The organism is Rhizobium sp. M1 (genome assembly GCF_002531805.1).
Lineage (GTDB): Bacteria > Pseudomonadota > Alphaproteobacteria > Rhizobiales > Rhizobiaceae > Rhizobium > Rhizobium etli_C.
Genome location: NZ_NWSW01000020.1, coordinates 23520 through 44486 on the forward strand (window position 1 = coordinate 23520; position 20967 = coordinate 44486).

Consider the following 20967-nt stretch of genomic DNA (forward strand, 5'->3'; position numbering starts at 1 on the left):
TTACAGGATCCGTATCGCCGACGTCGCGATGATGATCATCGAGACCGCCACCATCAGCGCCCGCACCGGCAGCCGCTTGACGAGGATGGCCCCGAACGGGGCGGCGATGACGCCGCCGATGATTAGGCCGATCGCCGAATTGAGCTCCGACCAGCCGAGCGTCAGGATGAAGGTCAGTGAAATCGTCAGCGTCACTGCGAATTCGGTGAAATTGGTCGAGCCGATCACCCGTTTGAGATCATGGCCGCGCCCGACGAGCGTGCTGGTGACAACAGGTCCCCATCCGCCGCCGCCGATCGCATCGAGCATGCCGCCGCAAAACCCGACGGGCGGCACGGCCCAGTCGCGCACCTCGCGCCTGCCCGGCGGCCGAAAGGCTTTGTAGAGAATCAACAGGCCGATCGCGATCAGATAGGCCGACACGAAGGGCTCGATCACCTTGCCGTCGACATTGGCAAGCAGATAGGCGCCGATCGCGCCGCCGATCATGCCGGCCGGAGCCAGCCGCGCCACCAGCCGCCAGTCAATATTGCGGTGATAGGCATGCGACAGGCCGGATGCTGCCGTCGTGAACATTTCGGTCACATGCGTCATGGCGCTGGCATTGGCCGCCGGCACCCCGAAAGCCAGCAGGCTCGTGGTCGACAGCACGCCGAAGGCCATGCCGAGCGCGCCGTCGACGATCTGTGCGCAGAAGCCGACGGCGATGAAAAAGAAGATATCCGATGTCATGCAGTCCCCTCTGGCGAACGGTAGCATCAGAATCCACGATGCGGGAATTTTTTTTGTTCAGGCGGAAAGTCCGCGCTGCTTCAGCCGGACGATCTTGAAAAAACCATTCGGAAAGACCGGCAGAATATCGGCCGCGGAAAAATCACCGCGACGCTCGGCCCAGGCGACGATGCGATGGATGCGGAAGGCGGAGGACCAGCCGATGTGACGCACCAGCGGCGCCACCGCCGCTTCGATTGCGCCCTGCAGGCCGGCGCCGTCGCCGAGCTTGCTCGCCAGGATGATCTCGCCGCCCGGCCTGAGCACCCGGGCGCATTCGTCCAGCGCCCGCTCGGGCTCGGGAATGAGCGTGATGACGAAGGGCAGGCAGACCACGTCGAAAGACTGGTCGGCAAAGGCAAGCGCATGCGCATCCATCACCTCGAGCGCCTGGACATGCTGCAGCTTTTCGCGCCGTACCTTTTCGCGCGCCCGGGCGATCATATGTTCGGAAATGTCGATGCCGGTCACCCGGCAGCGGCTGGGATAGTGCCCGAGCGTCAGGCCGGTGCCGACGCCGATTTCCAGAATATCGGTGCCGGCCGCAGCGGCAAGGGCGGCAAGCTTGCGATGGCCGTCGCGCAGGATGCCGCGGTAGACGCGGTCATAGACCGGTGCCCAGCGCTGATAGATTTTCTGCTGATCTTCCGCCCGGTTGCGAAGTTCCGACATGCCTAAGCCTCCCTGCGCACAACCCCAAGATCGGAATCAATTTTTGAAAAGGATCATGCATTTATCACAAACATAGAGCGCCTCGGCGCCTCTCACAGACGCGCGGCGCTCTAAAAACCCGGAACGTCAACTCCTAAGGGTGGGCTTGGGTTCCGCTCGGAATGCAACTGGAGTCGCAAACCGTGACGGCGGCCGGCTATTTGGGCGGCGCCAGCCCAAGCTTCTTGGCATCCATCGCGCTGCCGATCTCGACCGACTTCTCCTGCTTGTCATAGACGCAGATCTGGGCGACGAGCCCCTTGGCGCCTTTCGGCTTTCCCGTCACCAAAGCGAGCCCGTAATGGGCGGTGCCGAAAGGATCGACACTGACGGCAGGCTTCTCCAGCGCGACCGCCGCCTTCCTGCATTTGGCCTCCACATCGGCCGCGAACTGCTGCCAGGCCTCGTCGGAGGAGGCATGGGCCGCGCCTGCGAGACAAGCAAGCGCGGCTGCGGCCGAAAGCTGGATTATATTCCTGTTCATATCGGATCTCCCTTGTTGTGCATTGCGCTCGAAGCGGTTTTCCGGGCGGGTATGTCAGGCGATTTGCGCGTGCGATTCCAGCTCTGAAACTGAGGCAAATTTTCCTCCGGCCGGTCGTTTTTTGATATTTCGCCGGTTGCCTCTCCCCCGTTCCCCTCCTATGTTCCGCCTCACCTGCCGATGACGCAATCTATTGCCAAGAGGAGATCTGACATGGCTTTCGAATTGCCTGAACTTCCCTATGATTACGAAGCCCTTGCCCCCTTCATGTCGAAGGAAACGCTGGAATTTCACCACGACAAGCACCATAAGGCCTATGTCGACAACGGCAACAAGCTCGCCGCCGAAGCCGGCCTTTCGGATCTGTCGCTCGAAGACGTCGTGAAGAAGTCCTTCGGCACCAATGCCGGCCTCTTCAACAACGCCGCGCAGCACTACAACCACATCCATTTCTGGAAGTGGATGAAGAAGGGCGGCGGCGGCAACAAGCTGCCGGGCAAGCTCGAAGCGGCTTTCGCCTCCGATCTCGGCGGCTACGACAAGTTCAAGGCCGATTTCGCCAATGCCGGCGCCACCCAGTTCGGCTCCGGCTGGGCCTGGGTTTCCGTCAAGAACGGCAAGCTCGAAATCTCCAAGACCCCGAACGGCGAAAACCCGCTCGTCCACGGCGCCACCCCGATCCTCGGCGTCGACGTCTGGGAACACTCCTATTACATCGACTATCGCAACGCCCGCCCGAAATACCTCGAAGCCTTCGTCGATAGCCTGATCAACTGGGACTACGTCCTGGAACGCTACGAAGAAGCCACGAAGTAAGCGGCCCGGGCTCGCCGCCATCCGCGGCGATCTCTAGATTTCGCACCCGGCGTTCTCCGAACGTCGGGTGTTTGTTTTCACGACGCGAGCCGTCACATCCCTGTCACTGGCCGATTCTAATCACGCCCGATGTCCTCGTCCGCTCTTCCCCTGTTCCGCTTCGGCATAATCGCCGATCCGCAATATGCGGCCATCCCCCCGCATGCGGCCATGGACCGCTACTACGCCAACAGCCTCGCCAAGGTCGCCGAGGCGATCGAGGTCTTCAACGGCGAAGATTTGAGCTTCGTGATGACGCTCGGCGATGTCATCGACCGCAGCTTTTCAAGCTTCGACGATATCCTGCCGGTCTATGAAAAGCTCAGGCACGAGGCGCTCTTCCTGCTCGGCAACCACGATTTCTCGGTCTCCGCGGGGCATCTCTCGGCAGTCGCCACCCGTCTCGGCATGCCGTCGCCCTATTACAGCTTCTCCCGTCATGGCTGGCGCTTCATCGTGCTCGACGGCAACGAGGTCAGCACCTTCGCGCCGCCGGAAGGCCATCCGCATCGCGCGCTCGCCGCGCAAATGCTGGCCGAGCTTGAGGAGAACGGCGCCAGCAATGCGCATCGCTGGAATGCCGCGCTGAGCGACGCGCAGTTCGCCTGGCTGGCCGATGAAATCGCCAAAGCGGGCGAGGCCGGCGAAAAGGTGATCGTCATGAATCACTATCCCGTGCATCCGCCGAGTGCGCACGGCATGTGGGACAGCGAGCGCATCGTCGCGCTGCTCGCCGCGCAGGGCAACGTCGTCGCCTACCTCAACGGCCACGACCACGTCGGCAATTACGGCAAGGCCGGCGCCTGCCACTTCGTCAATTTCAAGGGCGTGGTCGACACCGAGAGCGAAAACGCCTTCGCGATTGTCGAGGTCTATACAGACCGCATCGAAATCCGCGGATTCGGTCGGGAAGAGAGCCGGACGCTGGTTTTTTAGGCTGCGACAGGTTGCCGACGAAGTCAGCCGCCACCTCGTTATGCTCGGGCTTGTTCTACGGATCCCCACTTGCGGGAAAGGGGCGCGCGTCTCGCAAGAGGGCGCGAGGAACGGAGAGGTCGCGGCATGTCCTCTTCTCCCCTCGGGGCGAAGGTGCCGGCAGGCGGATGAGGGGGCCACACGGCACATCCTTCACGTAAAATCTATTCCGCCACGCCGACGGTAACGCCGTTCCCCGCGCCCTTGAGACGATGTCAGCGCGGTCGAAATCCGCATGGGCGTTGTTGGAAAGACCGGCTTCGCCGGCCCCCTCATCCGCCCTACGGGCATCTTCTCCCCGCTGGGGAGAAGAGGGAGTCGAGACGTTGCGATGTTCTCCGGATAGCTGTGCTGCAAACCACGTATCACCCCGCCACAGCCTTCTCCGCCCATCCACTCGTCCAAAGCTCCCGCAGCCTGTCGCCGTCGCCTTTGAAGAAATCGTCACTCGCCGCGCAGCGCTCCACCCGGTCGCTGCGGAAATTGCGGATCGCCTGGCGCAACTCGCACCAGGCGACGATATTGGCGGTCTGCGAATAATAGATCAGCGCGATTGGCTGGATCGTCCGCTCGCTTCCGCGGCCGAGTTCGTCGCGGTAGGCGAGCATCAGCTTGCGTTCGTCGCGGATCGCCCGGCGCACGATCGCAAGGTCGAAGCCGGCCGGCTGCGCGGTCGAGCCCCAGGCATATAGCGCCTTGGTGTCCATCGCCTGGCGCAGCGGCGCCGGCACGGCCCCGGCGATCTTCTGGTTGACCCGGCGCGCCGCCTGTTTCAGCTCCTCGTCGGCCGTGCGTTCGAGCAGCGCCAGCGACAGCACGATCGCCTCCATCTCCTCGATCGAAAACATCAGCGGCGGCAGGTCGAAGCCCGGCCGCATGATATAGCCGATGCCGCGCCCGCCCTCGATCGGCACCCGCATCGCCTGGAGGGCGGCGATATCGCGATAGATCGAGCGCACCGTCACTTCGAGCGTCTCGGCCATGACAGCCGCCGTCATCGGTTTTCTGGCGAGCCGCAGGATCTGAATGATCTCGAAAAGCCGCGAGGCCTTGCGCATTTTGCCTCTCCAATCCCTTACGCTCCTGACAATACACTGTCAGTTGGGTTTGCGTATAGAGCCGCCTATCGGATTGAAATCAATTAGGGTCTTTCAAAACGACCCATGCAGCGACAAGGCGGTAACTGACATGAATTACCATGAAAACCTCTGGCTCTTCTTCACCCTTCTCTTCGGCATCATCATCGTGCCGGGCATGGACATGCTCTTCGTGCTCGCCAATGCGCTGACCGGCGGCATCAGGCGGGGAATGGCGGCGACCGGCGGCATCATGGCCGGCGGCGCCGTGCATTCGGCCTATGGTGCGGCCGGCGTCGGTCTGCTCGTTACCATGCTGCCGCAGTTGTTCAATGTTCTGCTCTTTGCCGGCGTTGCCTATATGATCTGGATCGGCATTTCGCTGATGCGCAGCTCGATCACCGTCGAGGCGGTCGGGCCGGCGACGGCGCGCTCCGGCTGGCGCGCCTTCCGCCAGGGCGCCGTCACCTGTCTGGTCAATCCCAAGGCCTACATCTTCATGTTCGCCGTCTACCCGCAGTTCCTGAAACCCGAATATGGTCCGGTCTGGATGCAGGGCCTGATCATGGGCGCCATGACTGTTGCCACCCAGTTCGCCATTTACGGCACGCTGGCGATGACCGCCGGCCGCAGCCGCGATCTTCTCGTCGCAAATCCCGATGCGACGGCCTTTGTCGGCCGCTGCGCCGGACTGCTCCTGGTCGCGGTATCAGCGCTCAGCCTCTGGCAGGGTTGGAAAAGCGCCTGAGCCTCGAAGTCCTGCCACTTCAGTCTGATCGTCGAGCACCGCTGCCGCATCTGCCGATTGAGGCCGATGCGGCAGCGGAAGTCGCTGCATCTTCAGCGATGACTTGCGGCGGTGCTGCAGAGATGGTGTCTTATCATCGCGCGAAACTCACCGAATGTCTGGAACCCAATGTGCCGGACAAGCCGATGGACCGTTGCTGGAGAAACGCGGCACCTGCGCGCAACCGCGGCAGCACCTTCAAAGGCCGTGATGTCAGGTTTTTCCAGGATCTCCCTTGCGACCCGCTCGAGCCTGACGGGAAATACCAGCTGCCGGCTGGCGATCAGGTGCTTCAGTTCTTGCAGCGTTGAGGGAGGAGGAGAGTTCCGATCCTTTAGCATTGCACGCACTTTCAAAAGAGCCGCCTTCACGCAATCTCGGTCGAAGCCTGCACAGAGGCGGCGCCTCCCATGAGATGCGCGAAGTGGACGCGTTTCGCTCCGACTAAATCGCCTGCGGCTTGAAATCGCTGGCTGCGACCGGCATCACGCCCTGCAGCAGAGCGACGGACTTCTCCAGCCCTTCGAGGCTGTTCAGAAGCACATCCTCATGCTCTATCGAGAGCCAGCCATCGTAACCGGCCATCTTCAGCCTGTAGCAGAACTGTCGCCACCATTCTTCGCCATGGCCGAAGCCGAGCGTGATGTAGGACCAACTGCGCGCCGGGATGTCCATCAGGCTGCCATTCTCCAGAAGGCTTGTGACGGCTTGCTTCGGTTCGTTGAGGAAGGTGTCCTTGGCATGCACATGGTAGACGGCCTCGCCGAGCGCTTCTGCGGCGACAAGAGGATCGGCACCCATCCAGAAGAGGTGCGACGGGTCCAGGTTGGCACCGACGACCGGGCCAACGGCTTCGCGCAGCTTCAACAACGAGGGGACGTTATAGACGCACTGATTGCCATGCAGTTCCAGCGCGATGCGTTCCACACCGTGATCCCTGGCCAGCGCCACGATCTTGGTCCAGTACGGGAGGAGCTTCTCCTCCCACTGGTAGCGAAGGATCGCCTGCGTCTCCGGCGGCCACGAGGAAACCACCCAGTTCGGCATCGTATCGGTGGCATTCCCGGCTGGAAGTCCCGACATCGCGCAGACCGTCTTGATCCCTAGCGCACCCGCTGCGCGGATCGTATCCTCAAGGCCCTGTCCCTGGGCAAGATCGGTCGGGTGCAGGGGATTTCCGTTGGCGTTCAGGCTTATCACTTCCAGTTCGCGATCGGCGAAAGCTCCGAGGAATGATTTCTGCGCGTTCTTGTCCCGGAGGATCGTCGACAGATCGAAATGCTGCGCCGTCGACCAGCCGCAGGTATTGACCTCGACGCCGGAGACGCCCAATCTTTGAGCGTGATCCAGCATCGCCTCGAAGGGCAGGCCGCCGAGGCTGTCTGATACGAATCCAAGCTTCATGCGTAAAACTCCGGTTTGGCAATCATTTCGACGGGGATCTTGCGGCCGTCGCTCAAGGCTCTGACGCCGGCTTCGGCGACCTTTGCGGCGCAATATCCATCCCAACTGCTCGACGCGATGTGCGGGAACACTCCGGTCTCGACGAACCGAACGAAAGCGCGGTTCTGGCGGCGATAGGCTTCGGCGTAGCGGCCGCGCCAATCCGCCTCGTAGCTTGTGCTCTGTCCGAGTTCCCGGTCGACGCGGGTGTAGTTGACAGCGTTCATGGCGATGGTCGCCTTCTCGCCCACCAGTTCCGCGCGGACGTCGTATCCGTAGGCTGCGTTATTGTTGATCTCGATATTGACGAGTTGATCATCCGCCGTTTCGAGCACCATATAAACCGGTGCGACCAGCGCGTCGGACCGCTTCGGCTGGAAGGCGGAGATCGAGACGTATTCAGTGTCGAGGACGTGTCGGACGACATCGAATTCGTGCGGGGCGGAATTCGTGATCGCCATCGCTCCGGTGAAGTCCGACGCGGGCGTCGCGACATTGCGATGAAAGTTGTGCATCATCAGGGGGCGGCCAATGGCGCCATGCGCCAGAGCCCGCTTCATTTCGACATAGGATTGATCGAAGCGGCGCATGAAGCCGAGCATTATAAACTTCGATCCCGCGGCTTCTTCCGCCTGCATGATCTCCAGGCATTCGTTCGAGGACTGCGACAGCGGCTTCTCACAAAGAGCCCGTTTGCCGGCTCTTATGCAGGACAGCGTCAGGGGTGCATGCGTGAAATCGGGGCTTGCGATGACCACTGCGTCCACATCAGGACGAGCGGCGACCCGGTCGGGGTCGGAGTCGACATCGTGAGCGCTGTAGGCGTCCGCCACCTTGCGGGCGCGGTCCGCATCCATGTCGCAAACGACCTGGAGGCTCGCCCCTGGCAGATCTTCCGCGATGATTTTCGCATGATCGGCTCCCATCAGTCCTGCCCCGATGACGGCGATCCTTGTTGTCATTTCGATATTTTCCTGTCGTTAGAGAATCAGCGATTTGCGGCAAGCATTGCGCCTTCCTCGTGCGAAATGCGTGCCGGGAACCCCATCCCGGCACGCACCCTTGGGAGGGCTTACTTCTTTGCGTATTGATCAACGTTGTCCTTGGTGATCGAAGCGAACGGCACCAGCTTTTCGGCCGGAGCATCCTCCCCCTTCTTCAGGCCTTCCACGACCTCGAAGGCGGCCTTCGCCTGGCCTGCGGCGTCCTGGAAGATGGTCTGCGACATGGTGCCTGCTTTGATCGCGTTCAGAGCATCGGCCGTGCCATCGACGCCCGAAATCATCACGCCCTTGAGACGGTCAGCGCCCTGAAGTGCTTCCAGCGCGCCGAGCGCCATCTGGTCGTTGGCTGCGACGATCGCATCGAACTTCGGAAAGCTCTGGATCCAGTCCTCCGTGACCTTCATGCCTTCCGCGCGGTCGTAATTGGCCGAGAGGCTGGCGAGAGTGGCCACGTCGGAACGGCCGAGCGCATCCTCAAAGCCCGTCTTGCGCTCCTGCGTGTGCGAGAGCCCCGGCGTGCCTTCGAGGTAGAGGATCTTGGCGTCCTTCGGCAGGTGCTCCTTCATGTACTCGCCCTGAAGGCGGCCGGCGTCGATGTTCTTCGAGCCGACGAACGTGTACTTGCCGCCTGCCGATTGGATGCCGAGTGCAATGACCGGAATGCCGGCCTGGTTCGCCTTCTCGACGCCCGGTACGATGCCTTGGTAGTCGACCGGCACGACGACGATCGCGTTGACTTTCTGCGCGATGAAGTTGTCGATCTGATCGAGTTGCTTGCTGACGTCGTTGTTGGCGTCGGAGAAGTTCACTTCGACTGCAGGATCGGTTTTCGCCGCTTCGATGAAGGCGTTTTTGCGCGCCATGACGAAGACGTCCGTATCCGCCATGTTGGCGTAACCGACGACGAACTTGTCTGCGGCAAATGCGGCGCCGGTGGAAATCGCGGCAAGGGATATGGCGCACGCGAGAGCGAGTTTGGAAATGCTTTTCATAGGGTCCTCCCATAGAGTTTCAGATCATTCCGGATGCGGGAAATCCCCGCCGACAAAGAGGTGGTTCCGCAGCAGGCGCTGGCCCGCTGAAGAACGTCTGTCATGCCTTCTTTTTGCTGCGGGCAGACTTGGTCCAGACATCGAGGATCACGGCGATCGCGATGATCAGACCCTTGATGATCTGCTGCCAGTACGAGCTGACATTCATGAGATTGAGCATGTTGTTGATGACGCCGATGATCATCGAGCCGATGATCGTGCCGGTGATGGTTCCGGTGCCGCCCATCAGGCTGGTGCCGCCGACGACCACCGCGGTGATCGCATCGAACTCGTAGCCGACGCCGCCGGCCGGCTGGCCGGAATTGATGCGAGACATGAGGACGATGCCTGCGACGGCGCACAGGATGCCGTTGAAGATGAAGGCCTTCACGACGATGCTGTCCGGATTGATGCCGGAAGCGCGAGCGGCACGCTCATTACCGCCGACCGCATAGACGTATCGGCCGAACTTGGTCTTGTTGAGAAGAATCCAGGATAAGACGACAACGACCGCGAGAACGATCACGGAAATCGGTACCGGGCCGAGTGAGCCCTGGCCGATCACTTTGAAGTCGCCCAGTCCTGTCACCGGCGAACCGCCCGTGTAAAGCAGCACGGTGCCGCGTGCCACCGTCGTCATGGCCAATGTCATGATGAATGACGGGATGCGGAAGAAAGTGACGACGAAGCCGTTGATGATGCCGGTGACGATCCCGACTGCAACGCCCGCGGCGACAGCCAGAATGACGCTTCCGGTCATGGCCATCACGCTGGCCGCCAAGACGCCGCAGAGCGCCAGGACAGATCCCAGTGAGACGTCGATGTGTCCCAGAATGATAATGAAAGTAACGCCGCAGGCAAGGAGGCTCACCACGACGACCTGACGCAGGACGTTGGTGAGGTTGGCTTCTGTCAGAAATGTAGGGCTCAGGATCGAGGCAAGGACGCAGATACCGACGAAGATCAGGATTGTACCGTATTTGCGGTAGATCTGGGAAAAGCTCATGGTCCGAGAGCCTGAAATCACCTGGCCCTCTCGTTTCACGGCCGCGTCTGCGCGTTCAATACTCATCAGTGTCCTCCCGTGGCGAGGCGCATGATGTTTTCCTGCGTGGCCTCGGCTCTTGTTAGTTCGCCGGTGACCCGGCCTTCGCCCATCACCACCACGCGGTCACTCATGCCGAGGATCTCGGGCAGTTCGGATGAGATCATGACGATCGCGAGCCCCTGACGAGCGAACTCGGTCATCAGTCTGTGAATTTCGGATTTCGACCCGACGTCGATGCCTCGTGTGGGTTCGTCGAGAATGAGCAGCTTCAGATCACCCAGCAGCCACTTGGCGAGAACGATTTTCTGTTGATTGCCGCCGCTGAGATTCTCCACGATCATTGCCGTGTCGGGCGTCTTGATCTGGAGCATCTTGATCATGCGCTGGGAAGCTGTCTCTTCCTGCCGCTCGCTGATGAAAAGGCCGGAAGCGAACTTCTTGAGGTTCGCGAGCGAAATGTTCTCGCCGACGGACCGGCAAAGCACCAGACCTTCCGCCTTGCGATCTTCCGAGACCATGGCGATGCCGTCGGCAATTGCATCCTTCGGCGACGTCAGCTTTAGCGGTTTGCCGTTCAGGCGGATGACGCCCGCGTCCGCCGCGTCCAGGCCGAAGATCACCCGGGCGACCTCCGTTCGCCCGGCGCCGATCAGGCCGGAAAGGCCAACGATCTCGCCGGCACGCACCTCGAAGCTGACATTTTCGAAAACGCCGTCACGAGAGAGGTTCTCGACGGAAAGGACGACATCGCCGATCGGCACGTCCTCTTTCGGAAAGATGCTGGAGATCGTGCGGCCAACCATCTGCGAAATCAGCTTTGCCGGCTCGTATTCGCTCGCCGGGGCGGCAGCGACGAACTGGCCGTCACGCATCACCGTGATGTCGTCGGCGATCTGGAAGATCTCGTCCATCTTGTGGGTGATGTAGATGATCGCGACGCCTGCCGCTTTCAGGTCTGCGATCTGCCTGAAGAGCATCGCGACTTCCGTGTCGCTGATCGCCGACGTCGGTTCGTCCATGATCACCAGAGAGGCCTCGCGCGAAATCGCCTTGACGATCTCGATGAGTTGCATCGTCGCGATGGACAGGTCTCGCATCTTGGTTTGGGGGCTGTATTTCAGGCCCAGACGATCGAGCAGCGTCTGGGTGTCCGAATTCATGCGATCGAAATCGACGAACCGGGACAAAACACCCGTCCTGCTATAAGTGGGTTCTCGGCCGAGAAAGATGTTTTCGGCGATGGTCATGTCGAGCACCGGGCTGAGTTCCTGATGGATCATCGAGATCCCTCGGTCCAGCGCGGCTGCGGCGCTCTGATGGTCGAGCTTTTCGCCTCTGAAAAGAATCTCTCCGCCGTCGATCGCGTAGATGCCGCTTAGAATCTTCATGAGCGTCGACTTGCCCGCGCCATTCTCCCCGACGAGGACATGGACGGTGCCGGCACGAACCTTCAGGCTCATGCCATCGAGCGCGAGAACACCGGGGAAGGCCTTGGTGATTGAGCGCATTTCAAGAACGAAGCCGGCTCCGCCATCTATAGGCGTGCGATGGCCTTCGCCGCCCGAAAGCGGCGCCACCCTTTGCAAGGTCGCAGACATGAGAGTATTTCCTCCAGATGAGAGAGCTCTCCCAAGCTCTCCCGCCAAACTGGCTTTTGCTGGAAGATGAAATTGCGAAAATTCCGCAAAGTGTCAACGAACCGGTGGATTTTTCTCCCAAAAACTCTCATAAATAACATCAAGATTTGAAAGGTTCGATATGTCTCGCCCAACGATCCCCGACTTGGCAAAGGCCGCGAATGTGAGCATTTCAACGGTCGATCGCGTGCTGAACGGTCGCGATCCGGTGCGCCCGCAGACGGCGGAGCGGGTTCTGAACGCCGCCCGGCAGATCGGCTTTCACGGGGTGACGGCCATCGCTCGCCGACTCGAGCACGACAAGCCGGTGATCAAATTCGGTTTTCTTCTCAAGCAGTCTCACCGCAAGCTTTATCAAATGTGGAGCGACATTCTGGTCGCGGCGACCGAAGCATTTCCCGATGCCCATGGAAGGGCCATCGTCAGATTCATGGACGATCTTGCGCCCGATAAGGCTGCCGAGGCGATCTACGCTCTCAGTCGCGAAGCTGACGTCATCGGAATGATCACCTCCGACCACCCGCAGGTGAACCACGCCGTCGATGGTCTTGCAGCAGAGAACATTCCTGTTGTGACCATGATTTCCGATATTTCCACGGCCTCCCGCGCAGCCTATGTCGGCAACGACTGCATCAAAAAGGGCCGCACGGCCGCATGGTTCATCGCCGGGCTGAATGGCAATGGCGGCAAGGTTTCCGTCTTCGTCGGGAGTCACCGATATCTCGCCCAAGAGCTGAACGAAATGGGGTTTCGATCGTATTTCCGGGAGAGTGCGCCGGGCTTCCAGATGCTGGAGACGGTTGCCACACTTGAAGAGCCCGAAATCGCCTATGAAGCGACGCGACGCCTTCTGCAGACCGAGCCGAATTGGGTCGGACTCTACGTTGCCGGTGGCGGCATCACCGGTGTGATGCGAGCCCTGCGGGAGGATGGTGGGCCGGCAGCCAAACGCCTGGTGGTCATAGCACACGAGCTCACCAATGAAACGAGAGCCGGTCTTGCTGAGGGGCTGATCAGGGTCGTCCTGTCTCATCCGGCAAAGCTGCTGGGAGAGACCCTGGTGCGGGCAATGGTGGAAGCTCTCGATGCCGGCCGATCGCCAACCGTGTCGCAGCACATTGTCCCGTTTGAATTTTACACAGCCACCAATATTTGAAGGTCCGACGAAAATAGGAGTTAAAGCGCGTCGAACGAACCAGATTCGATACGACGCGCTTTAACCGCGAGTTCTCCGCTGTGGTCACTGACCCCAGGTCATTTCGCCCTTGGCGACTTTCGCTCCTAATTCCAGCGAAATCGGCATGGCCGCGTTGGGGTAGAGTTTCTGCATCGCTGCGATCAATGCCTTGGAGTCTGCGGCCTTGGCTGCCTCGGCGTCAAATGCGATCAGGTAATCGCGCGTGTAGCTGACGGCGGACGCATCCATCGGCCAGGTGGAGGTGCCGTGACCTGGTACGACGATCTCGGGTCTGCGGGCAAGGATGTCGTCAAGTGCTGCGCGCCAGGCCTTCCGTTCCTCGACTGTCGGAAGATCGGCGACCCAGGGATACATGCCGCCGAACACAGGGACGCCGCCGAATACGGCGCGGAGCGATGGAACCCAGATATAGCGGCCGCGATCCTTGAGCCCTGGCGCGGTGACAATTTCGAGCTTCTCGCCATCGACTGACAGCGTGTCAATGTCGCTCGCTTCCGGGAAAATGAGATCGGAGACCGACTTGGGACCGTTGTCGCCCAGAACAGGCGACCAAGCCTTGATCTTGCCTTCGGCCTTCTTCCGCATCAGTGCAACGGTGTCGTGAGCGGCGAGGATGCGGGCCTCCGGGAAGGCCTGATGGACGGGTGCAAGGCCGAAATAGTAGTCGGGATCGTTGGTGGTGACATAGATCGTGGTCAGGTTTTTGCCGCTGGCCTTGATCGCATCGGCGACGACCTTGCCGTCCGAATAGCTGAAACTCGAGTCGATGAGTACGGCCTCCGTCTTCCCGGTGACAAGGACCGGAGCGCGCAGAAAGCCCGCTTCGGTGGCCCTGAAGGCCGTCCATGATAGGGGAGACTTCTCCTGCGCGACACCGGATGTAGCGAGCGGGATCATGAGAGCCGCGGCTGCGGCGATCGTCTTGAGGGTGGTGCGTCTGTTCATCATGTTCTCTTCACGTGGTTGTGGGGCGAACCGTCCTGCCCCCAAGGCAGGAGGGTCCGGCGGCGGTCGACACCCTGACGATGTCGGCCACGCTGCAGTGGGCGATTGAGATTTGGAGGGATCGGGTTAGTAGCCGACGGTGAACCGTTGCCTGACGTGGGCCGGGGCTTCGATCTCGTCAACGAGTGCAACGGCGAAGTCCTCGAAGGAAATGCTGCTGCCGTTTTCGTTCGTCAGCAGTTCGTCCTTGCCGAGGCGGAAGCTGCCGGTCCGCTCGCCGGGGACGAATGCGGCCGAAGGCGACAGGAAGGTCCAGTCGAGGTCGTTTTCAGCCCTGAGCTTGGTGAGGTAGTCGACGCCGCCCTGCGCTTCAGATTTGTAGATATCAGGGAATTCGGGCGTGTTCACCAGGAGAACGCCCGGAGCGACTTCGAGGCTGCCCGCGCCGCCCACCACATAGTAGCGACGAACGCCGGAGGCCTTGACCGCGCCAATCAGCTTGTCCGGATCGCTGGCGGAGAAATGCACCGAGCTGATGACGGCTTCATGCCCCTCCAACACCTTTGCCAACGCTTCAGGTGCGGCGATGTCGCCAGAGGCGGCGGCGACGTTCGGCAGAGATGTGACCTTGGAGGGATCTCGGGCAATCGCGGTGACGTTATGACCGCGAGCCGACAACTCCGACAGGATGCGGGAGCCGGCCTGGCCGGAGGCTCCGATAAGAGCGATTTTCATGATGGTACTCCTGGTTGGGATTGGGGTTTCATGCGTCTGCAGAGAGCTCATCGAGCGCCGCAACGAGCCGAGCCGGACCTTGATAGAGCGCCTCGCTGTTGAGCACGTGGGCCTCGCCGTTGATGCGGGCGACGAGCTGCGGAACGCCGCGAATGCCGAGCCTGTCCATCTGGCGCTGCGCATCCTCCACCCGCTCCAGCGCGCGCTCACGAAGATCGGAGTCGTTCCGGAGCCTCTCGGCGAAGATCTCGGCAGTCAGTTCGATGCCATGCTCGGCAGCCACCTGAACGGCGACCGTCGCCACCTCCTGAACGTTGGAAGTATCGCGTCCGTCGACATAGCGGGCGATCTGGATGGCATGCAGGAAACGCGGCTCAAGCTTCGCGGCGTGCTCTCCAAGCGCGGTGAGCGCAAGCGTCGCGGGGCCTGAGTCGAAGATGCCGTTCGGTGCCAGCAGGACGTTCTGATGGTATTCCTTTGAGAAGCGCTGCCCGGTGAGAGCCTGGATCCTCTGGTCGTTGCGCCATGCGTGATCGGCGATCGACGAGATCGGCCTTCCTCCGACGAAAAGGCCGGAGGGAAGCATCCTGAGACGATCTGAAAATTGCTCGGCAAGACCCGCCAGCGTCGGAGCGCTCGCGTAACACCAGCCGCAGAAAGGGTCGAAGAAATATTGAAGTTCGATGTCGGTGGTCACTGCGATCTCCCTGTGTTCGAGAGAGATATAATGTTGCGCATATCAAAGATAAACGTCACTATGATCGACAGAATGTTGCATAAATCGAGCGAATAGATGGATCGGATCATTGCGGCGAAAGTGCTCTTGAAGACTGTCGAGCGCGGCAGCGCTTCGGCAGCAGCCGAAGAATTGGGCATGTCCCGCGCGATGGCGTCGCGCTACATCGCGGCCATGGAAGACTGGTCGGGAACGCGGCTTCTCCACCGCACGACGCGACAGCTCAGCCTGACATCGGCGGGCGAACGCGTTCTCGACATGTGTCGGGAAATCGTCCGTGTTGCCGACGCAGTGACTGAGGTCGCAAGCCCCGCAGACACTCCGCACGGTCTTCTCAGGGTGACGGCACCCAGTATCCTCGCAGAAGCGCAGCTCATTCCGCTTCTCTCAGATTTTGCCGACGCCTATCCGCGCATCAAGGTCGATTTACAGATTTCCGATCGGACGATCGACCTCGTGCAGGACCGCATCGATCTGGCGATAAGGATCGCCAATCGCCTGGACCCATCCTTGATCGCGAAACGGCTGGGACAGTGCTCGTCGCTGCTCTACGCCTCGCCGCGCTATCTCCAGGAATACGGAATTCCCTCAACACCAGCGGATCTCGACGACCACAGGTGCCTCACTTACACCCACCTTGGCGGGACGGAATGGTCGCTGAAGAATTTCGAATCTCAGATCGTCATGTCGGTGGAAGGCACCTTCCAGACCAATGACGCTGTCGCCCTGCGCCGTGCCGCTCTGTCCGGTCTCGGCATCGCAATGCTGCCGTGTTTTGCCGCCGATCAGGAGGTTAAGACAGGTCAGCTGGTTGTCGTCTTGCCGGAGTGGAAGCCAAGCACACTGGGCATCCATGCTCTTTATGTTTCGCGAAAGCACCTGCCGATGGCCGCACGAGTCCTCATCGACTTTCTGGCAACAAGGCTGGTGGATGTATAGGGCAGTCAGGTCTGGGAAGCACCGGCTCGCCATAGGTTTGTTCGCCGTTTATCACATTGTTTTTATGATCATCCGGCAAAACGTGACTGCCTTGCGCCATGGATTTTGTCATGCTGCCGGTGCAGATTGGCCATCGGCCGCCTTGGCCTTCAGAAAATTGGAGAGGAACATATGAATTGGAAAGCACTAGCTGCCGCCGCAGCGATGGCAGGAATAGCCTTCGGTTCGGTGACCGCCGCCGACGGCACCCATGACTCGCGCGTTGCCTTGATGAAGAAGATCGGCGGTTCGGCGGGCGCGCTGGCCGGCATCGCCAAGGGCGAGAAGCCCTATGACGCCGAGACGGTGAAGGCGGCATTGACGACGATCGCCACCACGTCCAAGGTCTTTCCCGACCAGTTCAAGCCGGGCACGGAGACGGGCGACGAAGCGGCGAGCCCGAAGATCTGGGAAAACATGGATGACTTCAAGGCGCGTGCCGCCAAGCTCTCCACCGATGCCGAAACCGCGCTCGCTCAGCTTCCGGCCGATCCTGCCGCCGTCGGCGCCACGATGAACACCCTCGGCGCCAATTGCGGCGGCTGTCACAAGGCCTATCGCCTCGGCAAGTGAGCGATAGGCCGTTTTGATCCGGATCTTTATATGCGATCCGCGCCGGCCTTGCCGCCGACGCGGGTCGTCTTGATATCCGCCCGAGGAAATCTCGGCGAAAGGGGAGGCGGGGCATGGTCCGCAGGTTCATCCGGTTACTGCTCTGTCTGATCGGCGTCGCCGTCCTCGGCGGTGCCGCCTTCTATCTTGTCACCGCGCCCGATCCGCTGCCGGAAAGCCATTGGGCCGGTCTCGGCGCGCCGGATCCGGCCAACGGTGAGATGGTCTTCTGGGCCGGCGGCTGCGTCAGCTGTCATTCGGCCCCCGGTTCCGAAGGCGATGCGAAACTGACGCTCTCAGGCGGCCTGGCGCTGAAGAGCCCTTTCGGCACCTTCCACGTGCCGAATATCTCACCCGATGAAAAGGCCGGCATCGGCGGCTGGACGCTCGCCCAGTTCGGCAATGCGATGAAGCGCGGCGTCGGGCCGAACGGGCAGCATCTCTATCCGTCCTTTCCCTATGCTTCCTATTCCAGGATGAGCGACAAGGACGTCAACGATCTCTTCGCCTTCCTGAAGACGCTGCCGAAGAGCGCCAACGTCACGCCCCCGCATGAGCTGCCGTTCCCCTACAATATCCGGCTGGCGCTCGGCGGCTGGAAATTCCTCTATTTCAACGATCAGCCGCGCGTCGCACTCGCCAAGGACGACGACAAGGTGAAGCGCGGGCAATATCTCGTCGAGGGCCCCGGTCATTGCGGCGAATGCCATACGCCACGCGATGCGCTCGGCGGCTTTAAGGCCGATCAGTGGCTTGCCGGTGCGCCCAATCCGGAAGGCAAGGGGCGCATACCCGACATCACGCCTGCCTCCAAGAGCATCGGCGGCTGGAGCGAGGCCGATATCGCCAGCTACCTCGAAACCGGCTTCACCCCCGATTTCGATAGCGTCGGCGGCTCGATGGTCGATGTGCAGCAGAATATCGCCCGCCTGCCGGCGGCCGACCGCGAAGCTATCGCCGCCTATCTGAAGGCCGTGCCGGGGCGCTAGAACCTGCGCAGCGACCTCGATCCTGTTATAGGGAAGTGGGACCAGGCATGAGATCATAGGGGTGGCGCCAGCCGGGCATGCTGCTGATACGATCCTTCCAGGCTGCGATAGCCGGAAAAGCGCTGTGATCGATTCCGGTATCCTCCGGCATGAAGACGTAGCCCGCCAAGGAGAGATCTGCGATCGTCAGCCGGTCGCCGACCATGAAGGCCCGGTGGGCCAGGTGTTCGTCAACAATCGCATAGGCAGCTTTAGCCCTCAGCCTCAAGAACTCGACGACCGGCGTCTCGCCGCTCTTCTGGAGGCCATAGATGAACCGCAGCGTCGCGTAATAGCTGGTGAATTTATGATTGTCGAAGAGGATCCAGCGCATGATGTCGCGTCGTTCTTCGGCCGTCTGCGCCCCAAAATGCCCTGTCACCTCTGACAGGTAGTCCAGGATAACCCCCGATTGGCTGATCTTCGTTTGCCCATGCTCGAGCACCGGCGCTTCGCCCTGTTCGTTGATCGTCTTTCGCCATTCTTCAGTACGCGTTTCGCCGCCCAGATAATCAACGAAAATGCTTTCCCATTCGATGCCGGCAAGCGCCAAGAACAGTGCGACCTTGTAAGAGTTCCCGGAGAGAGCGAAGCAATGAAGTTTGAAATCAGCCATGAATGCTCCTAACGCGATTCGATAAAGTATCCGCAGTACTGAAGCGGGCACGTCCGACTCGATCCGAACCCCACCCTGCGTCTGAATAGATGCGCGCCGCTCTAGCTGGCAAGCTTAACTCGCTCCCGCCCACCGAGCCAGGAATCTAGACCTTCGATCCGGCCACCCTAAGCGATCGACTGCATGTAGCGCATGCCGGTGACCGGCCGCGGGGTGAAATCAAGCTGTTCGTAGAAGCGGTGCGCCAGCACGTTGCCGGTCGCGGCGCTGACGGAGAGGTAGCCGCAGCCGGCATTGCGTGCGGTTTCGCGGGCCCGGTCGACCAGCAGCTGGCCGGTGCCGTGGCCGCGATGGCCGTCGCGCACGAAAAGATGGTGCAGGTCCATGCCGCGTTTTCCCTCCTGCGCCCTGTAGAGCGGCACGAGGATGGCGTAACCGATCAGCCCTTCGCCGGTCTCGGCAACGAGTGCATGGATCCAGGGCAGGGGGCCGAACAGATCGCGCTCGAGCTGCTCCGGCGTTGTAACAGACGCGTCGCCGTGATGGGCGGCAAGCAGGGCGATCATCGCGTTGAGCTCGGGCAGGTCGCGCGGCTTGGCGGCGCGGATCGTCACCACCGATGGGCGCATCAGTGAAATTTCGCTGTCTTCGATTTCGGTCATGGTCTTCGCGTCCTTTGATAGTCTGCCGTCAGGACGCTGCCGATACAACAAAGCCGCCTGACGGCGGCTTGTTGACAATATGATCTGTCCAGCCGCCCTTTACAGGTACAGCCAAAAATACGAGCGGCTCTGGTGCGCGTTTTTGATCATGGAGCATCCATCGCCGCAAACGCGGCATTTGTCAATGGCGCTGCAGCATGACGCTCACGCGTGGCACGGCCATTGATATCGGCCGGCATATGCTGATAGTATACCCCCCTATATTAATTCGTGAGTCCGTCATGTCCCACACCTCCCTGCAGAAAAAGAAGCTCGTCGCCCGCATCAGCCGTCTGAAGGGACAGATGGAAGCAGTCGAGCGGGCGCTCGAGGCCGAACGCCCCTGCGGCGAAATCCTGCAGCTGCTCGCCTCGATCCGCGGCGCCCTGACCGGACTGACCGGCGAGGTGCTGGACGATCACCTGCGCGAGCATGTGCTGAATGCCGCCGATGACGCGGCAAGGGCCGAGGCGGTCGAGGAAATATCGGAAGTGCTGAGAACGTATCTCCGCTGAGCGCTTGTAGAAGGAGCCTGGAATGACTGCCGGGATTGGGAAAACCCAAATGAACAGCCTCGAACATGATCATGTTTTCCTCGGCGCCGATCATGCGGTGAACGAGCGGCGCGTCTGGCTGGTGATCGCGCTGACGGCGGTGATGATGGTGGCGGAGATAACGGCCGGCACCGCCTATGGCTCCATGGCGCTGGTGGCCGATGGCTGGCATATGTCGACCCATGCCAGCGCTCTTCTGATCTCGGCGCTCGCCTATCTCTTCGCCCGCCGGCAGGCACGCAATCCGCGCTTCACCTTCGGCACCGGCAAGCTCGGTGATCTCGCCGGTTTTGCCAGCGCCATCATCCTTGCGCTGATCGCCCTGCTGATGGCCTGGGAAAGCTGGCTGCGCCTTGCAAATCCGGTGCCGATCGGCTTTGCCCAGGCGATCGCCGTGGCGGTGGTCGGTCTTGCCGTCAACCTCGCCAGCGCCTGGCTGCTTGCCGGCGGCGGCCACCATGCACACGGCCATCACGCGCATTATCATCACCACCATGGCCATCACGATCATGGCGATCACACCCACGATCACCACGCTCACGATAGTCACGCAAAGCACGGCGACAACAATATCCGCGCCGCCTATCTGCATGTCATCGCCGACGCGCTGACCTCCGTGCTTGCCATCGTGGCGCTGACGCTCGGCAGCCTCTATGGCTGGCTCTGGCTCGATCCGATCATGGGCATCGTCGGCGGCCTGGTCATCGCCAACTGGTCCTGGAGCCTGATGAAATCCTCGGGCGGCGTCCTTCTCGACGTCGTCCCGCACGGCGAGACGCTGCCGGTTGACATTCGCGAGGCGATCGAGACGGAGGAAGACCGGATCACGGATCTGCATGTCTGGCAGGTCGGCCCCGGCCATCACGCCGCCATCGTCGCCGTCCTCACCTCCGCGCCGCGCGATCCTGCCTTCTACAAGGCCCGGCTTTCGGCGCTCTCGGAATTGTCGCATGTGACAGTCGAGGTGACGCGCGCCGCATGATTCCGGTGCGGGCAACTTCGGCGCCGCGGGACGACTTCGTCGCCGCGATGACGAGATGCC

24 protein-coding genes are annotated in these 20967 nt (G+C 61.2%); 9 read left to right on the forward strand and 15 right to left on the reverse strand.

Features of this window, described 5'->3' with window-relative positions; translation table 11 throughout:
• From CO655_RS20140 to CO655_RS20150, 3 genes are all read right to left on the reverse strand, one after another.
• Positions 1-732 (reverse strand): sulfite exporter TauE/SafE family protein, encoded by a 732-nt coding sequence (locus tag CO655_RS20140; RefSeq protein ID WP_097608514.1) that lies wholly within the window; start codon positions 730-732, stop codon positions 1-3.
• A 57-nt stretch (positions 733-789) separates the two neighbouring features.
• The gene (locus CO655_RS20145) at positions 790-1443 is read right to left on the reverse strand and encodes a class I SAM-dependent methyltransferase (protein WP_097608513.1); all 654 of its coding nucleotides are present in this window, start codon (positions 1441-1443) and stop codon (positions 790-792) included.
• Positions 1444-1639: 196 nt separating this feature from the next.
• On the reverse strand, positions 1640-1966 hold the full coding sequence (locus CO655_RS20150; RefSeq protein ID WP_097666160.1) for a hypothetical protein: 327 nt from the start codon (positions 1964-1966) through the stop codon (positions 1640-1642).
• A 213-nt stretch (positions 1967-2179) separates the two neighbouring features.
• Here CO655_RS20150 and CO655_RS20155 point away from each other — a divergent pair, with 213 nt between their 5' ends.
• Positions 2180-2782 carry a superoxide dismutase gene (locus tag CO655_RS20155; RefSeq protein WP_003569477.1) on the forward strand — a complete coding sequence of 201 codons (603 nt, stop codon included), beginning with the start codon at positions 2180-2182 and terminating at the stop codon, positions 2780-2782.
• A 129-nt stretch (positions 2783-2911) separates the two neighbouring features.
• The gene (locus CO655_RS20160; RefSeq protein ID WP_097666162.1) at positions 2912-3757 is read left to right on the forward strand and encodes a metallophosphoesterase; all 846 of its coding nucleotides are present in this window, start codon (positions 2912-2914) and stop codon (positions 3755-3757) included.
• A 404-nt stretch (positions 3758-4161) separates the two neighbouring features.
• Here the strand turns inward: CO655_RS20160 and CO655_RS20165 are convergent, their stop codons facing one another.
• On the reverse strand, positions 4162-4854 hold the full coding sequence (locus CO655_RS20165) for a YafY family protein (protein WP_097608510.1): 693 nt from the start codon (positions 4852-4854) through the stop codon (positions 4162-4164).
• A gap of 130 nt (positions 4855-4984) precedes the next feature.
• Between CO655_RS20165 and CO655_RS20170 the strand changes: the two genes are divergently transcribed.
• Positions 4985-5620: a LysE family translocator gene (locus CO655_RS20170; protein WP_097608509.1), complete on the forward strand. Its 636-nt coding sequence runs from the start codon at positions 4985-4987 to the stop codon at positions 5618-5620.
• A gap of 92 nt (positions 5621-5712) precedes the next feature.
• Here CO655_RS20170 and CO655_RS20175 read toward each other — a convergent pair whose 3' ends face one another.
• The 6 genes from CO655_RS20175 to CO655_RS20200 all read right to left on the reverse strand — a co-directional run bounded on the left by CO655_RS20175 (position 5713) and on the right by CO655_RS20200 (position 11783).
• Positions 5713-6000 (reverse strand): MurR/RpiR family transcriptional regulator, encoded by a 288-nt coding sequence (locus tag CO655_RS20175; RefSeq protein ID WP_097608508.1) that lies wholly within the window; start codon positions 5998-6000, stop codon positions 5713-5715.
• Between the two features lie 103 nt (positions 6001-6103).
• On the reverse strand, positions 6104-7063 hold the full coding sequence (locus CO655_RS20180; protein ID WP_097666164.1) for a sugar phosphate isomerase/epimerase: 960 nt from the start codon (positions 7061-7063) through the stop codon (positions 6104-6106).
• The gene (locus tag CO655_RS20185) at positions 7060-8064 is read right to left on the reverse strand and encodes a Gfo/Idh/MocA family oxidoreductase (RefSeq protein WP_097666166.1); all 1005 of its coding nucleotides are present in this window, start codon (positions 8062-8064) and stop codon (positions 7060-7062) included. Before CO655_RS20185 ends, CO655_RS20180 begins: the two co-directional genes overlap by 4 nt.
• 110 nt (positions 8065-8174) lie before the next feature.
• On the reverse strand, positions 8175-9098 hold the full coding sequence (locus CO655_RS20190) for a sugar ABC transporter substrate-binding protein (RefSeq protein WP_097666168.1): 924 nt from the start codon (positions 9096-9098) through the stop codon (positions 8175-8177).
• A gap of 100 nt (positions 9099-9198) precedes the next feature.
• Positions 9199-10209 (reverse strand): ABC transporter permease, encoded by a 1011-nt coding sequence (locus CO655_RS20195; protein ID WP_097608504.1) that lies wholly within the window; start codon positions 10207-10209, stop codon positions 9199-9201.
• Positions 10209-11783 carry a sugar ABC transporter ATP-binding protein gene (locus tag CO655_RS20200; RefSeq protein ID WP_097666170.1) on the reverse strand — a complete coding sequence of 525 codons (1575 nt, stop codon included), beginning with the start codon at positions 11781-11783 and terminating at the stop codon, positions 10209-10211. The genes CO655_RS20195 and CO655_RS20200 overlap by 1 nt, the downstream gene beginning before the upstream one ends.
• A gap of 160 nt (positions 11784-11943) precedes the next feature.
• Here CO655_RS20200 and CO655_RS20205 point away from each other — a divergent pair, with 160 nt between their 5' ends.
• Positions 11944-12978, forward strand: a complete 1035-nt coding sequence (locus CO655_RS20205; protein WP_097666172.1) for a LacI family DNA-binding transcriptional regulator — start codon at positions 11944-11946, stop codon at positions 12976-12978.
• A gap of 84 nt (positions 12979-13062) precedes the next feature.
• Here CO655_RS20205 and CO655_RS20210 read toward each other — a convergent pair whose 3' ends face one another.
• From CO655_RS20210 to CO655_RS20220, 3 genes are all read right to left on the reverse strand, one after another.
• Positions 13063-13968 carry an MBL fold metallo-hydrolase gene (locus tag CO655_RS20210; protein ID WP_097666174.1) on the reverse strand — a complete coding sequence of 302 codons (906 nt, stop codon included), beginning with the start codon at positions 13966-13968 and terminating at the stop codon, positions 13063-13065.
• 123 nt (positions 13969-14091) lie between these two features.
• Complete coding sequence (locus CO655_RS20215; protein WP_097608500.1) at positions 14092-14700, reverse strand: NAD(P)-dependent oxidoreductase; 609 nt, start codon at positions 14698-14700, stop codon at positions 14092-14094.
• 28 nt (positions 14701-14728) lie between these two features.
• On the reverse strand, positions 14729-15397 hold the full coding sequence (locus CO655_RS20220) for a DsbA family protein (RefSeq protein WP_097666176.1): 669 nt from the start codon (positions 15395-15397) through the stop codon (positions 14729-14731).
• Positions 15398-15493: 96 nt separating this feature from the next.
• Here CO655_RS20220 and CO655_RS20225 point away from each other — a divergent pair, with 96 nt between their 5' ends.
• From CO655_RS20225 to CO655_RS20235, 3 genes are all read left to right on the forward strand, one after another.
• Positions 15494-16375 carry a LysR family transcriptional regulator gene (locus CO655_RS20225; RefSeq protein ID WP_097608498.1) on the forward strand — a complete coding sequence of 294 codons (882 nt, stop codon included), beginning with the start codon at positions 15494-15496 and terminating at the stop codon, positions 16373-16375.
• Between the two features lie 171 nt (positions 16376-16546).
• Complete coding sequence (locus tag CO655_RS20230; RefSeq protein WP_010034533.1) at positions 16547-16987, forward strand: cytochrome c; 441 nt, start codon at positions 16547-16549, stop codon at positions 16985-16987.
• A gap of 113 nt (positions 16988-17100) precedes the next feature.
• Positions 17101-18015 (forward strand): cytochrome c, encoded by a 915-nt coding sequence (locus tag CO655_RS20235; protein WP_097666178.1) that lies wholly within the window; start codon positions 17101-17103, stop codon positions 18013-18015.
• Between the two features lie 25 nt (positions 18016-18040).
• Here CO655_RS20235 and CO655_RS20240 read toward each other — a convergent pair whose 3' ends face one another.
• Both CO655_RS20240 and CO655_RS20245 read right to left on the reverse strand, forming a co-directional pair.
• Positions 18041-18670 carry a glutathione S-transferase gene (locus CO655_RS20240; protein ID WP_097666180.1) on the reverse strand — a complete coding sequence of 210 codons (630 nt, stop codon included), beginning with the start codon at positions 18668-18670 and terminating at the stop codon, positions 18041-18043.
• Positions 18671-18837: 167 nt separating this feature from the next.
• Positions 18838-19332, reverse strand: a complete 495-nt coding sequence (locus CO655_RS20245) for a GNAT family N-acetyltransferase (protein WP_097666182.1) — start codon at positions 19330-19332, stop codon at positions 18838-18840.
• A gap of 281 nt (positions 19333-19613) precedes the next feature.
• Here CO655_RS20245 and dmeR point away from each other — a divergent pair, with 281 nt between their 5' ends.
• Positions 19614-19886 (forward strand): Ni(II)/Co(II)-sensing transcriptional repressor DmeR, encoded by a 273-nt coding sequence (gene dmeR, locus CO655_RS20250; protein WP_097608495.1) that lies wholly within the window; start codon positions 19614-19616, stop codon positions 19884-19886.
• Positions 19887-19908: 22 nt separating this feature from the next.
• Positions 19909-20907 (forward strand): CDF family Co(II)/Ni(II) efflux transporter DmeF, encoded by a 999-nt coding sequence (gene dmeF / locus CO655_RS20255; protein WP_097666184.1) that lies wholly within the window; start codon positions 19909-19911, stop codon positions 20905-20907.
• Positions 20908-20967 lie beyond the last annotated feature (60 nt).

What these genes read in the sequence shown, in the direction of transcription:
- CO655_RS20195 (WP_097608504.1), bottom strand. Translation starts at nt 10,209, where the DNA reads ATGAGTATTGAACGCGCAGACGCGGCCGTGAAACGAGAGGGCCAGGTG.
- CO655_RS20215 (WP_097608500.1), bottom strand. Translation starts at nt 14,700, where the DNA reads ATGAAAATCGCTCTTATCGGAGCCTCCGGCCAGGCCGGCTCCCGCATC.
- CO655_RS20150 (WP_097666160.1), bottom strand. Translation starts at nt 1,966, where the DNA reads ATGAACAGGAATATAATCCAGCTTTCGGCCGCAGCCGCGCTTGCTTGT.
- CO655_RS20185 (WP_097666166.1), bottom strand. Translation starts at nt 8,064, where the DNA reads ATGACAACAAGGATCGCCGTCATCGGGGCAGGACTGATGGGAGCCGAT.
- CO655_RS20180 (WP_097666164.1), bottom strand. Translation starts at nt 7,063, where the DNA reads ATGAAGCTTGGATTCGTATCAGACAGCCTCGGCGGCCTGCCCTTCGAG.
- CO655_RS20165 (WP_097608510.1), bottom strand. Translation starts at nt 4,854, where the DNA reads ATGCGCAAGGCCTCGCGGCTTTTCGAGATCATTCAGATCCTGCGGCTC.
- CO655_RS20240 (WP_097666180.1), bottom strand. Translation starts at nt 18,670, where the DNA reads ATGGCTGATTTCAAACTTCATTGCTTCGCTCTCTCCGGGAACTCTTAC.
- CO655_RS20145 (WP_097608513.1), bottom strand. Translation starts at nt 1,443, where the DNA reads ATGTCGGAACTTCGCAACCGGGCGGAAGATCAGCAGAAAATCTATCAG.
- CO655_RS20205 (WP_097666172.1), top strand. Translation starts at nt 11,944, where the DNA reads ATGTCTCGCCCAACGATCCCCGACTTGGCAAAGGCCGCGAATGTGAGC.
- CO655_RS20175 (WP_097608508.1), bottom strand. Translation starts at nt 6,000, where the DNA reads ATGCTAAAGGATCGGAACTCTCCTCCTCCCTCAACGCTGCAAGAACTG.
- CO655_RS20140 (WP_097608514.1), bottom strand. Translation starts at nt 732, where the DNA reads ATGACATCGGATATCTTCTTTTTCATCGCCGTCGGCTTCTGCGCACAG.
- dmeF (WP_097666184.1), top strand. Translation starts at nt 19,909, where the DNA reads ATGACTGCCGGGATTGGGAAAACCCAAATGAACAGCCTCGAACATGAT.
- CO655_RS20230 (WP_010034533.1), top strand. Translation starts at nt 16,547, where the DNA reads ATGAATTGGAAAGCACTAGCTGCCGCCGCAGCGATGGCAGGAATAGCC.
- dmeR (WP_097608495.1), top strand. Translation starts at nt 19,614, where the DNA reads ATGTCCCACACCTCCCTGCAGAAAAAGAAGCTCGTCGCCCGCATCAGC.
- CO655_RS20190 (WP_097666168.1), bottom strand. Translation starts at nt 9,098, where the DNA reads ATGAAAAGCATTTCCAAACTCGCTCTCGCGTGCGCCATATCCCTTGCC.
- CO655_RS20160 (WP_097666162.1), top strand. Translation starts at nt 2,912, where the DNA reads ATGTCCTCGTCCGCTCTTCCCCTGTTCCGCTTCGGCATAATCGCCGAT.
- CO655_RS20225 (WP_097608498.1), top strand. Translation starts at nt 15,494, where the DNA reads ATGGATCGGATCATTGCGGCGAAAGTGCTCTTGAAGACTGTCGAGCGC.
- CO655_RS20210 (WP_097666174.1), bottom strand. Translation starts at nt 13,968, where the DNA reads ATGATGAACAGACGCACCACCCTCAAGACGATCGCCGCAGCCGCGGCT.
- CO655_RS20200 (WP_097666170.1), bottom strand. Translation starts at nt 11,783, where the DNA reads ATGTCTGCGACCTTGCAAAGGGTGGCGCCGCTTTCGGGCGGCGAAGGC.
- CO655_RS20155 (WP_003569477.1), top strand. Translation starts at nt 2,180, where the DNA reads ATGGCTTTCGAATTGCCTGAACTTCCCTATGATTACGAAGCCCTTGCC.
- CO655_RS20170 (WP_097608509.1), top strand. Translation starts at nt 4,985, where the DNA reads ATGAATTACCATGAAAACCTCTGGCTCTTCTTCACCCTTCTCTTCGGC.
- CO655_RS20245 (WP_097666182.1), bottom strand. Translation starts at nt 19,332, where the DNA reads ATGACCGAAATCGAAGACAGCGAAATTTCACTGATGCGCCCATCGGTG.
- CO655_RS20235 (WP_097666178.1), top strand. Translation starts at nt 17,101, where the DNA reads ATGGTCCGCAGGTTCATCCGGTTACTGCTCTGTCTGATCGGCGTCGCC.